Below are 14330 nucleotides of genomic sequence, written 5' to 3' on the forward strand. Positions count from 1 at the left end.
CCCTGGGACGACCTGTGAGACGGAGCGCATGAGAGCGGTAACGCAGGCCGAGGGCGACGCGCCGACCTGGCGCCTCGTGCTGTTGCGGCACGCCAAGGCCGAGCCCGGCAAGGGCGTGATCCCCGACGACCGGCGCCCGCTGGCGCTGAACGGTCGCAAGCAGGCGAGCCGCGTCGGCATGGCGCTCACCGCGGCGGGCCTGCGGCCGCAGGTCGCGCTGGTGTCCTCCGCGCTGCGCACCCGGCAGACCTGGGACCTGGCCTCCTCGCACCTGGACGGCTCCGCCGACGCCGCGCTCGACGTGCGCGACGAGCTCTACGAGGCGAGCGTGCGCGACGTGCTCGGCCTCCTGCGGGAGGTCGAGGCGTCCGCGCGCACCGTGCTCGTCGTCGGGCACGAGCCGACCATGGCGGCGACGGCGGCGTACCTTGCGGGCGACGGCTCGGACGCCGCGGCCGTCGCGCAGGTGCGCGTGGGCGTCCCGACCGCCACCTACGCGGTGCTGGAGTCCGCGGAGCCCTGGGCCGAGTGGGGCCGCGACGGCGCCCGCCTCGTGCACGTCGGCCGCCCCTCCTGAACCGTCAGGACGTGCCGCGACCGTCGTCGGGCAGCTCGCCGAGTACCTCGTCGACCGTTGTGACCTCGACCAGCGGCGCGTAGAGCCGCATCGCGTCGAGCGCCCGCGCGTGGTCGGCGTCGCTCGCCCCGGCGCACGCGTCGGCCACCACCCGCACCCGCCGCCCGGCGTCCGCGGCGGGCAGCACCGTGGACAGGACGCAGCAGTCGGTCGAGACGCCGGCCACCACCAGCTCGTCCGCGTGCCCGGTCGCCGCGTCGAGCTCCGGCCCCCACTTGCCGAACGTCGTGGCGGTGACGACCGGCGCCCCCGCGGGGTCCAGGCCGTCCGCGAAGCCGTACAGCGGGTCGTCGGGCGGCACGAGGGCGAACGGCCACTGCGCGAAGTACTCCCGCCACGCGCCCTGCGGCGCGAGGGGCGCCACGTAGCGGGTCCACGCCGTCCGGCCGGCGAAGGCCGGCAGCAGCCGTCGCAGGTGCGCGGACGCGGCGTCGAAGCCCGGCGCGGCCCACGGGCTGCCCGGCCGGCCGAAGATCACCTGCATGTCGACCACGACGAGCGCGGCGCTCACGCCGACTCCTGCGCCGAGTGCTGCACCGAGTCCTGCACCGAGTCCTGCACCGACTCCTGGCGTCGCACCGCGCGCGCCGAGAGGACGAACGTGCCCAGCAGCCCGAGCGCGAGGGCCACGAGCACGCCGAGGTTCGCGCCCGCCCACTGGCCGTCGCGGCCGCCGAGGCCGAGCGGCCCCAGCAGGTAGCCCTGCCACGACAGCCACCCGGCGTACGTGTTGGTGACGAGACCCCAGCCGATGGCGGTGCCCGCCACGACGAGCAGCACCGCCGACCACCGCACGCTGCCGTACCGCCCGCGCCGGTCCGCGAGCTCGTCGTCCGCGTAGTCCTTGCGGCGCAGCGCGATGTCGGCGAGCAGCACGCCGCACCAGGCGGCGATCGGTACGCCGAGCGTGATGAGGAAGCCCTGGAACGGGCCGAAGAAGTCGTCGGCGACGAAGACGACGTAGGTGGCACCGAGCACCATGAGGACGCCGTCGATCGCGGCCGCCACCCAGCGCGGGGCGGGCAGCCCCAGCGACAGCAGGGCGAGGCCCGAGGAGTAGATGTCGAGCGCCGCGCCGCCGATCAGCCCGGCCAGCGCCACGACCATGAAGGGGATGAGGAACCACTCCGGCAGCAGCACGGCCAGCGCGCCGATCGGGTCGGCGCCGATCGCGTCGGCGAGGGCGGGGTCCGAGCCGGCGAGCAGCATCCCGGCGACGAGCAGCAGCACCGGCGGGAGGGAGGCGCCGAACGTCGTCCACCCGACGACGCCCGCCCCGGACGCCGTGCGCGGCAGGTAGCGCGAGTAGTCGGCCGCCATGTTCACCCAGCCGAGGCCGAAGCCGGTCATCATGAAGACGAGCCCGCCGATGACCTGCGGCGCCTGCCCGGCCGGGATGGCCGCGACGGTCGCCCAGTCGACGTGGCCCGCGACGAGCACGACGTAGACCACCGTGAGCACGGCGGTCAGCACGGTGATGACCTGCTGCAGCTTCATCACGAGCTGGAACCCGAAGATCCCCGCGGCCACCACGACCAGGGCCACGACGGCGAGCGTCACGACCTGCGTCACGGTGCCGCCGCCCCACCCGAGCGTGCCGAGCACGGTCGCGGTGGCGAGCGTCGCGAGGGCGACCAGCACCGTCTCCCAGCCCACGGTGAGGATCCAGGACAGCAGCGACGGCAGCCGGTTGCCGTCCACGCCGAACGCCGCCCGGCTCAGCACCATCGTGGGCGCCGACCCGCGCCGGCCGGCGAGGGAGATGAACCCGCAGGCCAGGAACGATGCCACGATGCCGACCGCACCCACGGCCACGGCCTGCCAGAAGGACACGCCGAACGCCAGCAGGTACGCGCCGTAGCCCAGGCCCAGCACGGACACGTTGGCCGCGAACCACGGCCAGAACAGGTCCCGCGGCCTCCCGTGCCGCTCGGACTCGTCGATGGTGTTGAGCGCGTTGGTCTCGACCGTCGTCGCCATGGTCCGATCCTGGCCCCTGCCAGGGGTTTCGCGCTACGGGTGCGCGCTCGGGCCGGTGCGCTCGGGCCGCCGGCTCAGGGGCGGGCGCTCCCGGGCCCGCGGCCCGCCGCGGCGTCGACGGCGTCGATGACGCCGAGCACGTCGTCGAGCCGGGGGCCGTCCACGCTGAACGGCGCCTGCGCTCGCACGAGCGGCTTGGCCGCGAAGGCGATGCCGATGCCCGCGGCGCCGATCATGTCGAGGTCGTTGGCGCCGTCCCCGACGGCGACCGTGTCGACCATCTCGAGCCCGCACTCGGCGGCCCAGCGGCGCAGCGTGGCGGCCTTGTCGGCACGGTCGACGACCGGACCGACGGTGCGGCCGGTGAGCACGCCGTCGGCCACCTCGAGGCGGTTGGCGCGCCAGCGGCCGATGCCGAGCGCGTCGGCGATCGGGCCGAGGATCTCGGCGAAGCCGCCGGACACGAGCCCGAACTCCCAGCCGCGGCGGTGCACCTCGCTCACGAGGTCGGCGGCGCCGGGGGTCAGCACGACGGCCTCGCGCACCGCGGTGAGGGCCTCGACGGGCACGCCGCGCAGCGTGGCGACGCGCTCGCGCAGGGAGCCGGCGAAGTCGAGCTCGCCGCGCATCGCGCGCTCCGTCACCTCGGCGACCTGGGCGCGGGTGCCGGCGTGGTCGGCGAGCAGCTCGATCACCTCGGCGGTGATGAACGTGGAGTCGACGTCGGTGACGACGAGCCGGCGGCGCGGCGCCTCGGCGCCGCCGTCCGCGGTGCTGCCGGGGGCGGGGGCGGTACGGGGAGCGGGATCAAGCAACGACGGTGCCCTTCGGGACGACGGTGATCCCCGACTCCGAGACGGTGAAGCCGCGGGCCCGGTCCTCGTCGTGGTCGACGCCGACGCGGGCCCGTTCGCTCACCACCACGTTCTTGTCGAGGATGGCGCGGTGGACCTGGGCGTGCCGCTCCACCTGGACGTTGTCCATCACGACGGCGTCCGTGACGGTGGCCCACGAGTGCAGGTGCGCGCCCGGGGACAGGATGGACCCTGCGACGGTCGCGCCGGAGATGAGGACACCAGGCGAGACGATCGAGTCGGCGGCGTGGCCCAGGCGACCCGGCCCGGCGTGCACGAACTTGGCCGGAGGCAGGCCCGTGTACCCCGTGAACATCGGCCAGTCCTGGTTGTAGAGGTTGAACACCGGGTGCACGGCGATGAGGTCGGTGTTGGCCTCGAAGTAGGCGTCGATGGTGCCGACGTCGCGCCAGTAGTCGCGGTCGCGGTCGGTGGAGCCGGGGATGTCGTTGCGGATGAAGTCGTACACGCCGGCGGTGCCGTCCGCGACGAACGCCGGGATGATGTCGCCGCCCATGTCGTGCCGGGAGTCCGGGTCGGCCGAGTCCTTCGTGACGGCCTCGACGAGCGCGTCGGCGTCGAACACGTAGTTGCCCATCGAGGCGAGCACCTCGGTGGGGGAGTCGGGCAGCCCCACCGGGCTCTCGGGCTTCTCCAGGAACTCGCTGATCCGCGTCGGGTCCTCGCGGTCCACCTCGATGACGCCGAACTGGTCGGCCATCGCGATCGGCTGCCGGATGGCTGCCACGGTGGCGCGGGCACCCGAGGAGACGTGCGCCTCCACCATCTGGGAGAAGTCCATGCGGTACACGTGGTCCGCGCCGACCACGACGACGATGTCGGGCCGCTCGTCGTCGATGATGTTGAGGCACTGGTAGATGGCGTCCGCCGACCCGAGGTACCAGTGCTTGCCGACCCGCTGCTGCGCGGGCACCGACGACACGTAGTTGCCGAGCAGCGACGACATGCGCCACGTCTTCGAGATGTGCCGGTCCAGCGAGTGCGACTTGTACTGGGTCAGCACGATGACGTGCAGGTAGTGCGAGTTGATGATGTTGGACAGCGCGAAGTCGACGAGCCGGTAGATGCCCCCGAAGGGGACCGCCGGCTTGGCGCGGTGCGCGGTGAGCGGCATGAGGCGTTTGCCCTCGCCGCCGGCGAGGACGATCGCGAGCACGCGGGGCTGGGTCGACGCCATGCCACGACCCTAGGGGGTCGCAGGCCGCCGCGCCCGCGACCCGCCGACCCCGCTAGGTTGGCCGCGTGAGCACGCCAGCCAGCAGCCCAGCAAGCACCCTCTCCAGCGACCCGTTCCGGGTCGACCTGCTGACCCGCGAGTACCCGCCGCACGTCTACGGCGGCGCGGGCGTGCACGTGGCGGAGCTGTCGGCGGTGCTGCGCCGGCACGCCGACGTGCGGGTGCGCTGCTTCGACGGGCCGCGCGCCGGTGACGACGCCGAGGCGGGCGTCACCGGGTACGGCGTGCCGGCCGAGCTCGCCGCCGCCAACCCCGCCCTCGGCACGTTCGGCGTGGACCTGGCGATGGCGCAGGACGTCGGGGGAGCCGACGTCCTGCACTCGCACACCTGGTACGCCAACCTCGCCGGGCACGTCGGCGGCCTGCTGCACGGGGTGCCGCACGTCGTGACGGCGCACTCGCTCGAGCCGCTGCGGCCCTGGAAGGCGGAGCAGCTCGGCGGCGGGTACGCCCTGTCGTCGTGGGCGGAGCGCACCGCCTACCTGGGTGCCGCGGGCGTGATCGCGGTGTCCGCCGGGATGCGCGCCGACATCCTCCGGGTCTACCCGGAGCTCGATCCCGAGCGCGTGCACGTCGTGCACAACGGCATCGACCTCGCGGGCTGGCGGCGCCCGGCGGACGGCGACCCGGCGGCCGAGCGGGTCGTCCGCGAGCTCGGCATCGACCCCGAGCGCCCGGCCGTCGTGTTCGTCGGCCGTATCACGCGGCAGAAGGGCCTGCCGTACCTGCTGCGCGCCGCGGCGCGGCTGCCGCGCGAGGTGCAGGTGGTGCTGTGCGCGGGCGCCCCCGACACCGAGGAGCTCACGGCGGAGGTGCGCGGGCTCGTCGCCGACCTGCGCCGCGCCCGCGGGGGCACGGGCGGCGCCGACGTCGCCGGCCCCGCCGGCTCCGGTGCCGAGGCCGGGGTGGTCTGGATCGAGCAGATGCTGCCCCGTCCCGACCTGGTCGCCGTGCTCGCGGCGAGCACCGTCTTCGTCTGCCCGTCGGTGTACGAGCCGCTCGGGATCGTCAACCTCGAGGCGATGGCCGTCGGCCTGCCCGTGGTCGGTACCGCGACCGGCGGCATCCCCGAGGTGGTCGACGACGGCGTCACGGGTGCGCTCGTGCCGATCGAGCAGGCCGACGACGGCACGGGCACGCCGCTGGACCCCGAGCGGTTCGTGGCGGACCTGGCGGCCGCGCTCGAGCGGGTGCTCGCCGACCCCGCGCGTGCGACGGCGATGGGGGAGGCCGGCCGGCGCCGGGCCGAGGAGCTGTTCTCCTGGGAGGCGGTGGCCGAGCGCACCCTCGACGTCTACCGGTCGGTCCTCGCGGACTGACCGGACGCCAGGGGACGGGCCGCCCGGGCCGTCAGCGGACCGCGGCGTACGTCGCGGCGCTGAGCGCGTGCCGTGCGGTGCGCTCCACCTCGCGCAGGGCGGTGGACCGCTGGTCCGACTGCCAGAGGTTCACGGCGCCGCCGTCGTCGACGGTCGCGAGGTCGACGATCGCGAGCAGCCGGGTGGCGAGCTGCAGCACCCGGGCGCGCCGGCCGTCCAGCGCGGGCACGGGCCAGCCGTCCGTGCTGCCGCCGCGCAGCCGCTCGATGGCGTCCGCGGCGTCGTCGCGCCACCGGGCGACGTCGAGGGCGTCGAGGGCGTCGGTCGCGGTGACGAGGCTGGTGCGCAGCTCCTGCTCGGCGTCGGCGAGGGAACCGAGGGTCCCGGCGACGTGGGTCGACCAGGCGGGCACGGGCCGCACCTGCCAGGCCACGAGGTGGCCGGGCTCCAGCGCGCTGCCGAATGCCGTGACGGCCGGGACCGCGGCCCACGACCCGGCCGGGGTGGTGATCATCATGCACTCGCCGGCGTCGGTGGCCTCGGCGCTGACGGCGGCGGGTGCGCCGCCCAGGTCGCCGGGGGCGGGCAGCAGGGCGCAGACCTCGCGGGGCCCGGCGAGCCAGGCGGTCACCAGGGCGCGCAGGTCGGCGTCGTCCTCCCGCCCCGGCATCCCCACGACGCCGTGCGGCTCGTCGTCGCCCTGCACGCTGCGCACGACGACGCCGGGCGCGGCGCCGGTGGTGGCGAGCCAGAGCGCCAGCACGACGCTGCGGGGCAGCGCGGTCGGGTCGGTCTCCACGGCCCTCACAGTAGACGTCCCGCCGCCGTCGTCGCAGGCCGGGACGCGGGCCGGTCGCGGCGCGCGGCTCGGGTAGGGTCGGGCCTCATGAGCGCGGTTCTCGACCTGCAGGGCGTCACCGTTCGACGCGGTACCACCACCATCCTCGACGCCGTGGACTGGCAGGTGAACGAGGGCGAGCGCTGGGTCGTCCTCGGCCCCAACGGCGCCGGCAAGACGACCATGCTGCAGATCCTCGCCGCGCGCTCGCACCCCACGGCCGGCACGGCCGAGCTCCTGGGCGAGCGGCTGGGCCGCGTCGACGTCTTCGAGCTGCGCCCCCGGATCGGCTTCGCCTCCGCCGCCCTCGCCGACCGGATCCCGGGCAGCGAGACCGTGCGCGACGTCGTGCTCACGGCGGCGTACGGCGTGACCGGCCGCTGGCAGGAGACGTACGAGGAGTTCGACGAGCAGCGGGCCAAGGACCTGCTCGCGGCGTTCGACGTCGCCGACCTGGCGGACCGCTTCTACGGGACCCTCTCGGAGGGCGAGCGCAAGCGCGTGCAGATCGCCCGTGCCCTCATGACCGACCCGGAGATCCTGCTGCTCGACGAGCCCGCGGCGGGCCTGGACCTCGCGGGCCGCGAGGAGCTCGTCGGGGCGCTCGCCGAGCTCGCGGCCGACCCGGCGTCGCCGGTCCTGGTGCTCGTGACGCACCACGTCGAGGAGATTCCGCCGGGGTTCACGCACCTCATGCTCATGAAGCGTGGCGGCATCCAGGCCGCGGGCCCGATCCGCGAGGTGCTCACCGCGGACAACCTCTCGCAGGCGTTCGGCACGCCCCTCATGGTCGCCCACGGCGGCGGCCGTTGGCTGGCCCGCGCGGCGCGACCCGCCGGTCGCTGAGACGGCTTCCCGCGTCGGCTCAGGCTTGGTAAAGTCTGTGCAAAACCTGGTGGCGGGGGCGTCGCCCCCCTGAGGGGTCTCCCGGCACCGCACGCTCCCGCGAGGGACGACGAGGGGAGAGGGCCGTGGACTCCTGGCTGTGGTGGGTCGGAGGCGCGCTGCTGCTCGCCGCGATCGAGATGCTCTCGCTCGACCTCGTGTTCATCATGCTCGCGGGCGGCGCGCTCGGTGGTGCGGTGACGGCCGCGGCAGGCGGGCCGGTGTGGCTGCAGTTCGTCGTCGCGTGCGCTGTCGCCCTGCTGCTGCTCTTCGTCCTGCGCCCGTGGTTGCTTCAGCATCTCAAGCAGCGGGTGCCGCTCGTCGAGACCAACGCCGCCGCTCACGTCGGGCGCCCCGCCGTGGCGATCACCGAGGTCACCGAGGCCGGTGGGCGGGTCAAGCTGATGGGCGAGGTCTGGAGCGCGCGCCTGGTCGACGACGGTGTCCCCGACTCCACGGGCCGCGTGCCCGTGGGTGCCGAGCTGCGCGTCGTGCGGATCGACGGGGCCACCGCCGTCGTCGAGCCCGCCGGGTCCTCGCACACCCAGCCCGAGCGCACCGCGTGACCGACGCTCGACCGCCCCGCCCGCGCACCTCCTGAGCCTGCACCACCCGCCGGTCCGCCGGCGCCCTGATCGACGTCGACAGAAAGGGACCCTCGTGTCCGACCCCTCCGCCGGCACCATCGTGCTGTGGATCGTGATTCTCGCGCTCGTGATCTTCGTGGTCGTGGCGCTGTTCAAGATGGTCCAGGTCGTGCCGCAGGCCAGCGCGCAGGTCATCGAGCGTCTCGGCCGCTACAACAAGACGTTCGAGCCCGGGCTGCACTGGCTCGTCCCGTTCATCGACAAGGTGCGAGCACGGGTGGACCTGCGCGAGCAGGTCGTCTCGTTCCCGCCCCAGCCGGTGATCACCAGCGACAACCTGGTGGTGAGCATCGACACGGTCATCTACTTCCAGGTCACCGACCCGAAGTCGGCCGTCTACGAGATCGCGAACTACATCACCGGTATCGAGCAGCTCACGGTCACCACGCTGCGCAACGTCGTCGGGTCCATGGACCTGGAGCAGACGCTGACCAGCCGCGACCAGATCAACGGCCAGCTGCGCGGCGTCCTCGACGAGGCCACCGGGCGGTGGGGCGTGCGTGTCAACCGCGTCGAGCTCAAGTCGATCGACCCGCCCGCCAGCGTGCAGGGCGCGATGGAGCAGCAGATGCGCGCCGAGCGCGACCGCCGCGCCACGATCCTCACCGCCGAGGGTGTCAAGCAGTCGCAGATCCTCACCGCCGAGGGCGAGAAGCAGTCCCAGATCCTGCGGGCCGAGGGCAACGCCCAGGCGGCGATCCTCCAGGCCGAGGGCGAGGCGCGCGCCATCCTCCAGGTGTTCGGCGCGATCCACGAGGGCGACGCCGACCCGAAGCTGCTGGCGTACCAGTACCTGCAGATGCTGCCCCAGATCGCGAACGGCACGGCCTCGAAGCTGTGGGTGGTGCCGACCGAGTTCACGGCCGCGCTGGGGTCCATCGCCCAGGGCTTCGGCGGCGTGCCCGGCACCCCCGGCATCCCCACCCCGCCCGCTGAGGACGAGGGCGCCGCCGAGCCGCGGCCGCGGGCGACGTCGCTCCCCGCGCAGGCCCTGGAGGACCCGGGCGAGGCGCTCGCGGAGGCTCGGCGCCAGGCCGAGGCCGCCACGGCGGACGCCACGAGCGCGGGCACCCGGTCGGGTGCGCCGTTCGACCCGTCCGCCGAGCGCGGCCAGCGGCCGTCGGACGGCCCGACGGCGCCGCCGTCGCCCGGCGCGCAGCCGCGGTCGCTCGGCGGCGAGCCGGAGGAGCCGCAGCAGTAGCAGCAGCCCGGCACGTCGCCGGCGCGGTCGCGAGGGCCGTCACCCCGAGGGGTGACGGCCCTCGTGCGTCTCCGGGCGGTGCCGTCGGGGGAAGCGACGACCGCGTTGCGGAGTGAGTGCTCACTCATTTAGTGTGTCGCCCATGAGCCCCCCGCCCACGCCGACCGGTCGTGCCGCCCCCATGGCGCCGGACGACCGCCGCTCGGCGATCGTCGACGCCGTGCTCCCGCTCGTCGGCGAATTCGGCCTCGACGTCACGTCCCGCGAGCTCGCGGACGCCGCCGGTGTCGCCGAGGGCACGCTGTTCCGCGCCTTCGGGGACAAGTACACGCTCATCGGCGCGGTGGCGGTCGAGGGCCTGCACCGCGCGTCCGGGCCGGTCGAGACGCGCGCGGAGCTGGCGGCGATCGACCGCGAGGCGCCGCTCGAGGAGCGGCTCGAGCGGGTCATCGAGCTCGGCCGCCGCCGGATGAGCGATGTCATGCGCTGGATGGGTGTGCTGCGTGCGCTGCACCACCGCACCGGGGCGCGCGACCAGGTCGAGCCCGGGCACGTGCAGGACTTCCGCGCGCAGCTGATGGAGCAGCGGGAGCAGCAGCGCGAGGCCACGGTCGCCGGCCTGATCGGGGTGCTGCAGCCCGACGAGCACCGGCTCCGGGTGCCGATCGAGGTCGCCGTGGCCCTGGTCGAGGCGAGCATCGCCGGCACGCACGCCCGCGTCGACCACCTGCTGCCGGCACCCTCGCCCCGGGTCGTCGCCGATGCGCTCGTCCACGGCATCGCGGAGGATCGAGGAGAAAGACACGTGCCCGAGGCCACCGCGGCGCAGAACACTGCGGACCGGAAGACCACCGTGTCCGAGATTCCCCCCGGGACGGCGACGCCCCGTACCTCCCACCCCCAGGAGCCCTGATGCTCGTCTCCCTGGCGCGGACCTATCTGCGCCCGTACGCCGGCGCCGTCGGCGTGCTGCTGGTGCTCCAGCTGCTCGCGACGCTCGCCTCCCTCTACCTGCCGTCCCTCAACGCGGACATCGTCGACAACGGCGTGACGACCGGGGACACGGCCTACATCATGCGGGTGGGCGGGTGGATGCTCGTCGTGAGCCTCGTCCAGGTCGCCTGCGCGATCGGCGCGGTGTTCCTGGGCGCCCGGGCCGCGACGGCGCTGGGCCGTGACGTGCGCCGCGACCTGTTCGACTCGGTGCAGGGCTTCTCCGCCCGCGAGCTCGGTCAGTTCGGCGCCCCGTCGCTCATCACCCGCACGACCAACGACGTGCAGCAGGTGATGATGGTCGTGCTGATGACCTTCACCATCATGGTGATGGCGCCGATCATGCTGGTCGGCGGCGTCATCATGGCGCTGCAGGAGGACGTCGAGCTGTCCGCTCTGCTGCTCGTGGTGGTGCCCGTGCTGGGCATCGCGATGGGCCTGCTGATGTGGCGGATGGTGCCGTACTTCCGGGCCATGCAGAAGCGGATCGACGCCATCAACGGCGTGCTGCGCGAGCAGATCACCGGCCTGCGCGTGGTGCGCGCCTTCGTCCGCGAGGACCGCGAGCTGGAGCGGTTCGGTGCCACGAACGAGGCCCTCTACGACACGTCGCTGAACGCCGGCAAGCTCATGGCGCTGGCGTTCCCGATGGTCATGCTCATCATGAACGCGTCGAGCGTCGCCGTGCTGTGGTTCGGCGCGCAGCGCATCGACAACGGCCAGATGGAGGTGGGGGCGCTCATGGCGTTCCTCAGCTACATCATGTACATCCTCATGGCCGTCATGATGTCGACGATGATGGTGATGATGGTGCCGCGCGCGTCGGTCGCCGCGGGCCGCATCACCGAGGTCCTCGACACCGAGACCTCGGTCACCGAGCCGGCCGCGCCGGTCTCCCTCACCTCCCTGGCCGACGGAGAGGGGCCGCGCGGCGAGGTGACGTTCGAGGGCGTCGAGTTCCGGTACCCGGGCGCCGACGAGCCCGTGCTGCACGACCTGACGTTCACCGCGTCGCCCGGCCGGGTGACCGCGATCATCGGCTCCACCGGTGCGGGCAAGACGACGCTGCTCAACCTCGTGCCGCGGCTCTTCGACGTCACGGGCGGCCGAGTCCTCCTGGACGGCGTGGACGTGCGCGACCTGGCGACGGCCGACCTCGGGTCGCAGCTCGGCCTGGTGCCTCAGAAGGCCTTCCTGTTCAGCGGCACCGTCGCGGACAACCTGCGCTACGGCAAGGCCGACGCCACCGAGGACGAGATGTGGGCCGCGCTGGAGATCGCGCAGGCGCGCGACTTCGTCGAGGCGCTCCCCGAGGGGCTCGAGGCGCCGGTCGCGCAGGGCGGGACGACGTTCTCCGGCGGGCAGCGCCAGCGGCTCGCGATCGCGCGCGCCGTCGTCCGGCGTCCGCGCGTGTACCTGTTCGACGACTCGTTCTCGGCCCTCGACTACAGCACGGACGCGCGGCTGCGCGCCGCCCTGCGGCCGCGCACCCAGGACGCGACAGTGCTCGTCGTCGCGCAGCGCGTGGCGACCATCCGCGACGCCGACCAGATCCTCGTGCTCGACCACGGGCGCATCGTCGGGCGCGGTACGCACGCCGAGCTGCTGGCCGACAACGAGACCTACCAGGAGATCGTCACCTCCCAGATGTCCCTCGAGGAGGCGGCATGAGCACCGAACGCAAGGCACCGGCGGCCCGGCCGGGTGGCGGCCCCCGTGGCGGCGGCCCGATGGGCATGATGGGCGGCGCCCCGGGCGCCAAGGCGATGGACTTCCGCGGGTCGCTCGTGCGGTTCGCGGGGGTGATGCGCCCCGAGCGTGCGCGCGTCGTCCTGCTCACCCTGTGCGGCGTCGTCTCGGTGGCGCTCACCGTGGCGGGGCCGAAGATCCTGGGCGACGCGACCAACGTCATCTTCGCGGGCTTCGTCGGCAAGGGACTGGCGGCCGCCGGCGTGCCCGCCGGGACCACCGGCGACGAGGCCGCTGCCATGCTGCGCGCCTCCGGGGACAGCGCACAGGCCGGCCTGATCTCCTCCCTGCCGAACGTGGTGGCGGGCCAGGGCGTCGACTTCACCCGCCTCGGCGAGATCCTGATGTGGGTGATCGCCATCTACCTGGGGGCGTTCCTCTTCGGGTGGCTGCAGGCGCGGATCATGACCATCGCCGTGCAGAACACGATGCGCCGGCTGCGCGACGACGTCGAGGCCAAGCTGCACCGCATCCCGCTGAGCTACGTGGACAAGCAGGCCAAGGGCGAGATCCTCTCGCGCGTCACCAACGACATCGACAACGTCGCGCAGACGACGACCCAGACGCTCGCGCAGCTCGTCACCTCCGTGCTCACGGTGATCGGCGTGCTCGGGATGATGTTCTGGATCTCGTGGGTGCTGGCGCTGGTCGCGCTGGTGACCGTGCCGCTGTCGGTGATCCTCACCATGCAGATCGCCAAGCGGTCGCAGCCGCAGTTCGTGGCGCAGTGGGCGGCGACCGGGCGGCTCAACGCGCACGTCGAGGAGATGTTCACCGGCCACTCGCTGGTCAAGGTCTACGGTCGCCAGGAGGCCGCGGCCCGGACCTTCGGCGCGGAGAACGAGGCGCTCTACGACGCGTCCAGGAAGTCGCAGTTCATCTCCGGCACGATGCAGCCGTCGATGGGCTTCCTCGCCAACCTCAACTACGTGATCGTGGCCGTGATCGGCGGGCTGCGCGTGGCCTCGGGGCAGCTGTCCCTGGGCGACGTGCAGGCGTTCATCCAGTACTCGCGGCAGTTCACGCAGCCGCTCACCCAGATCGCGTCGATGATGAACCTGCTCCAGTCGGGCGTCGCGTCGGCCGAGCGGGTCTTCGAGCTGCTCGACGCCCCCGAGCAGGAGCCGGACCCGGCCGACCCGCGCAGGCTGGACCACGTGCAGGGCCGGGTCGCGTTCGAGGACGTCTCGTTCTCCTACGACCCCGAGACGCCGCTCATCGAGCATCTCGACCTCGTGGCGGAGCCCGGGCAGACGATCGCGATCGTCGGCCCCACGGGCGCCGGCAAGACGACGCTGGTCAACCTGCTCATGCGGTTCTACGAGGTCGACTCCGGCCGGATCACGCTCGACGGCGTGGACAGCCGGGACCTGACGCGCGACGACCTGCGCTCGCGGATCGGCATGGTGCTGCAGGACACGTGGCTGTTCAAGGGCACCATCGAGGAGAACCTGCGGTACGGGGTGCGCGACGGCGCCACGGTCGGCGAGGCGGAGTTCCTCGCCGCGACCGGGGCCACGCACGTGGACCCGTTCGTGCGCACGCTGCCCGACGGGTACGCGACGCTGCTCGACGACGAGGCGACCTCGCTCTCGGCGGGCGAGAAGCAGCTGCTGACCATCGCCCGGGCGTTCCTCGCCGACCCGGAGATCCTCGTGCTCGACGAGGCGACGAGCTCGGTCGACACCCGCACCGAGGTGCTCGTCCAGCAGGCGATGAACGCGCTGCGGGCGAACCGCACGTCGTTCGTCATCGCGCACCGCCTGTCGACCATCCGCGACGCCGACACCATCGTCGTCATGGAGCACGGGCAGATCGTGGAGCAGGGCGACCACGACACGCTGCTCGCCGCGGGCGGGGCCTACGCGCGGCTCTACGAGTCGCAGTTCAGCGCCCCCGTGGTGGACGAGGAGGACGTGGTCGCCGGTCCCGCCGGGGTCTGACCTCGCCCCGGCACGCTCGATGTCGT

Annotated in this window: 13 protein-coding genes; 8 read left to right on the top strand and 5 right to left on the bottom strand. The window is 73.5% G+C overall.

Translation table 11 applies throughout. From position 1 onward, the window contains the following. Positions 1 to 28 precede the first annotated feature (28 nt). Entirely contained in the window at positions 29 to 577 is a 549-nt protein-coding gene (locus ACQP6G_RS05780; RefSeq protein WP_429763291.1) for a SixA phosphatase family protein, read from the top strand. Between the two features lie 4 nt (positions 578 to 581). Here the strand turns inward: ACQP6G_RS05780 and ACQP6G_RS05785 are convergent, their stop codons facing one another. The 4 genes from ACQP6G_RS05785 to glgC all read right to left on the bottom strand — a co-directional run bounded on the left by ACQP6G_RS05785 (position 582) and on the right by glgC (position 4669). Beyond that, positions 582 to 1148, bottom strand: coding sequence for a cysteine hydrolase family protein (locus ACQP6G_RS05785; RefSeq protein ID WP_429763292.1), 567 nt, complete (start codon positions 1146 to 1148; stop codon positions 582 to 584). Further along, positions 1145 to 2617 carry a purine-cytosine permease family protein gene (locus ACQP6G_RS05790; protein ID WP_429763293.1) on the bottom strand — a complete coding sequence of 491 codons (1473 nt, stop codon included), beginning with the start codon at positions 2615 to 2617 and terminating at the stop codon, positions 1145 to 1147. Before ACQP6G_RS05790 ends, ACQP6G_RS05785 begins: the two co-directional genes overlap by 4 nt. A 74-nt stretch (positions 2618 to 2691) precedes the next feature. After that, positions 2692 to 3432, bottom strand: a complete 741-nt coding sequence (serB, locus tag ACQP6G_RS05795; RefSeq protein WP_429763294.1) for a phosphoserine phosphatase SerB — start codon at positions 3430 to 3432, stop codon at positions 2692 to 2694. Then, positions 3425 to 4669: a glucose-1-phosphate adenylyltransferase gene (glgC, locus tag ACQP6G_RS05800; protein ID WP_429763295.1), complete on the bottom strand. Its 1245-nt coding sequence runs from the start codon at positions 4667 to 4669 to the stop codon at positions 3425 to 3427. The genes serB and glgC overlap by 8 nt, the downstream gene beginning before the upstream one ends. A 65-nt stretch (positions 4670 to 4734) precedes the next feature. On the opposite strand from glgC, the gene glgA reads away from it, so the two are divergent. Continuing rightward, on the top strand, positions 4735 to 6048 hold the full coding sequence (gene glgA, locus ACQP6G_RS05805) for a glycogen synthase (protein ID WP_429763296.1): 1314 nt from the start codon (positions 4735 to 4737) through the stop codon (positions 6046 to 6048). A 31-nt stretch (positions 6049 to 6079) separates the two neighbouring features. Here the strand turns inward: glgA and ACQP6G_RS05810 are convergent, their stop codons facing one another. Beyond that, complete coding sequence (locus ACQP6G_RS05810) at positions 6080 to 6847, bottom strand: hypothetical protein (RefSeq protein ID WP_429763297.1); 768 nt, start codon at positions 6845 to 6847, stop codon at positions 6080 to 6082. Between the two features lie 87 nt (positions 6848 to 6934). Here ACQP6G_RS05810 and ACQP6G_RS05815 point away from each other — a divergent pair, with 87 nt between their 5' ends. From ACQP6G_RS05815 to ACQP6G_RS05840, 6 genes are all read left to right on the top strand, one after another. Beyond that, the gene (locus tag ACQP6G_RS05815; protein ID WP_429763298.1) at positions 6935 to 7732 is read left to right on the top strand and encodes an ABC transporter ATP-binding protein; all 798 of its coding nucleotides are present in this window, start codon (positions 6935 to 6937) and stop codon (positions 7730 to 7732) included. Between the two features lie 125 nt (positions 7733 to 7857). Next, a complete protein-coding gene (locus tag ACQP6G_RS05820) occupies positions 7858 to 8337 on the top strand; it encodes an NfeD family protein (protein ID WP_429763299.1) in 480 nt (159 codons plus the stop codon). 94 nt (positions 8338 to 8431) lie between these two features. Continuing rightward, positions 8432 to 9619: an SPFH domain-containing protein gene (locus tag ACQP6G_RS05825; RefSeq protein WP_429763300.1), complete on the top strand. Its 1188-nt coding sequence runs from the start codon at positions 8432 to 8434 to the stop codon at positions 9617 to 9619. Between the two features lie 142 nt (positions 9620 to 9761). Further along, on the top strand, positions 9762 to 10532 hold the full coding sequence (locus ACQP6G_RS05830) for a TetR/AcrR family transcriptional regulator (protein ID WP_429763301.1): 771 nt from the start codon (positions 9762 to 9764) through the stop codon (positions 10530 to 10532). Continuing rightward, positions 10532 to 12283: an ABC transporter ATP-binding protein gene (locus ACQP6G_RS05835; RefSeq protein WP_429763302.1), complete on the top strand. Its 1752-nt coding sequence runs from the start codon at positions 10532 to 10534 to the stop codon at positions 12281 to 12283. The genes ACQP6G_RS05830 and ACQP6G_RS05835 overlap by 1 nt, the downstream gene beginning before the upstream one ends. After that, on the top strand, positions 12280 to 14304 hold the full coding sequence (locus ACQP6G_RS05840; RefSeq protein ID WP_429763303.1) for an ABC transporter ATP-binding protein: 2025 nt from the start codon (positions 12280 to 12282) through the stop codon (positions 14302 to 14304). Before ACQP6G_RS05835 ends, ACQP6G_RS05840 begins: the two co-directional genes overlap by 4 nt. Positions 14305 to 14330 lie beyond the last annotated feature (26 nt).

This window comes from Isoptericola nanjingensis (assembly GCF_050311635.1).
GTDB classification, from domain to species: Bacteria; Actinomycetota; Actinomycetes; order Actinomycetales; family Cellulomonadaceae; genus Isoptericola; species Isoptericola nanjingensis.

Coding starts and splice junctions, on each gene's coding strand:
- ACQP6G_RS05835 (WP_429763302.1), top strand. CDS start 10,532: ATGCTCGTCTCCCTGGCGCGGACCTATCTGCGCCCGTACGCCGGCGCC.
- glgC (WP_429763295.1), bottom strand. CDS start 4,669: ATGGCGTCGACCCAGCCCCGCGTGCTCGCGATCGTCCTCGCCGGCGGC.
- ACQP6G_RS05830 (WP_429763301.1), top strand. CDS start 9,762: ATGAGCCCCCCGCCCACGCCGACCGGTCGTGCCGCCCCCATGGCGCCG.
- ACQP6G_RS05840 (WP_429763303.1), top strand. CDS start 12,280: ATGAGCACCGAACGCAAGGCACCGGCGGCCCGGCCGGGTGGCGGCCCC.
- ACQP6G_RS05780 (WP_429763291.1), top strand. CDS start 29: ATGAGAGCGGTAACGCAGGCCGAGGGCGACGCGCCGACCTGGCGCCTC.
- ACQP6G_RS05790 (WP_429763293.1), bottom strand. CDS start 2,617: ATGGCGACGACGGTCGAGACCAACGCGCTCAACACCATCGACGAGTCC.
- ACQP6G_RS05815 (WP_429763298.1), top strand. CDS start 6,935: ATGAGCGCGGTTCTCGACCTGCAGGGCGTCACCGTTCGACGCGGTACC.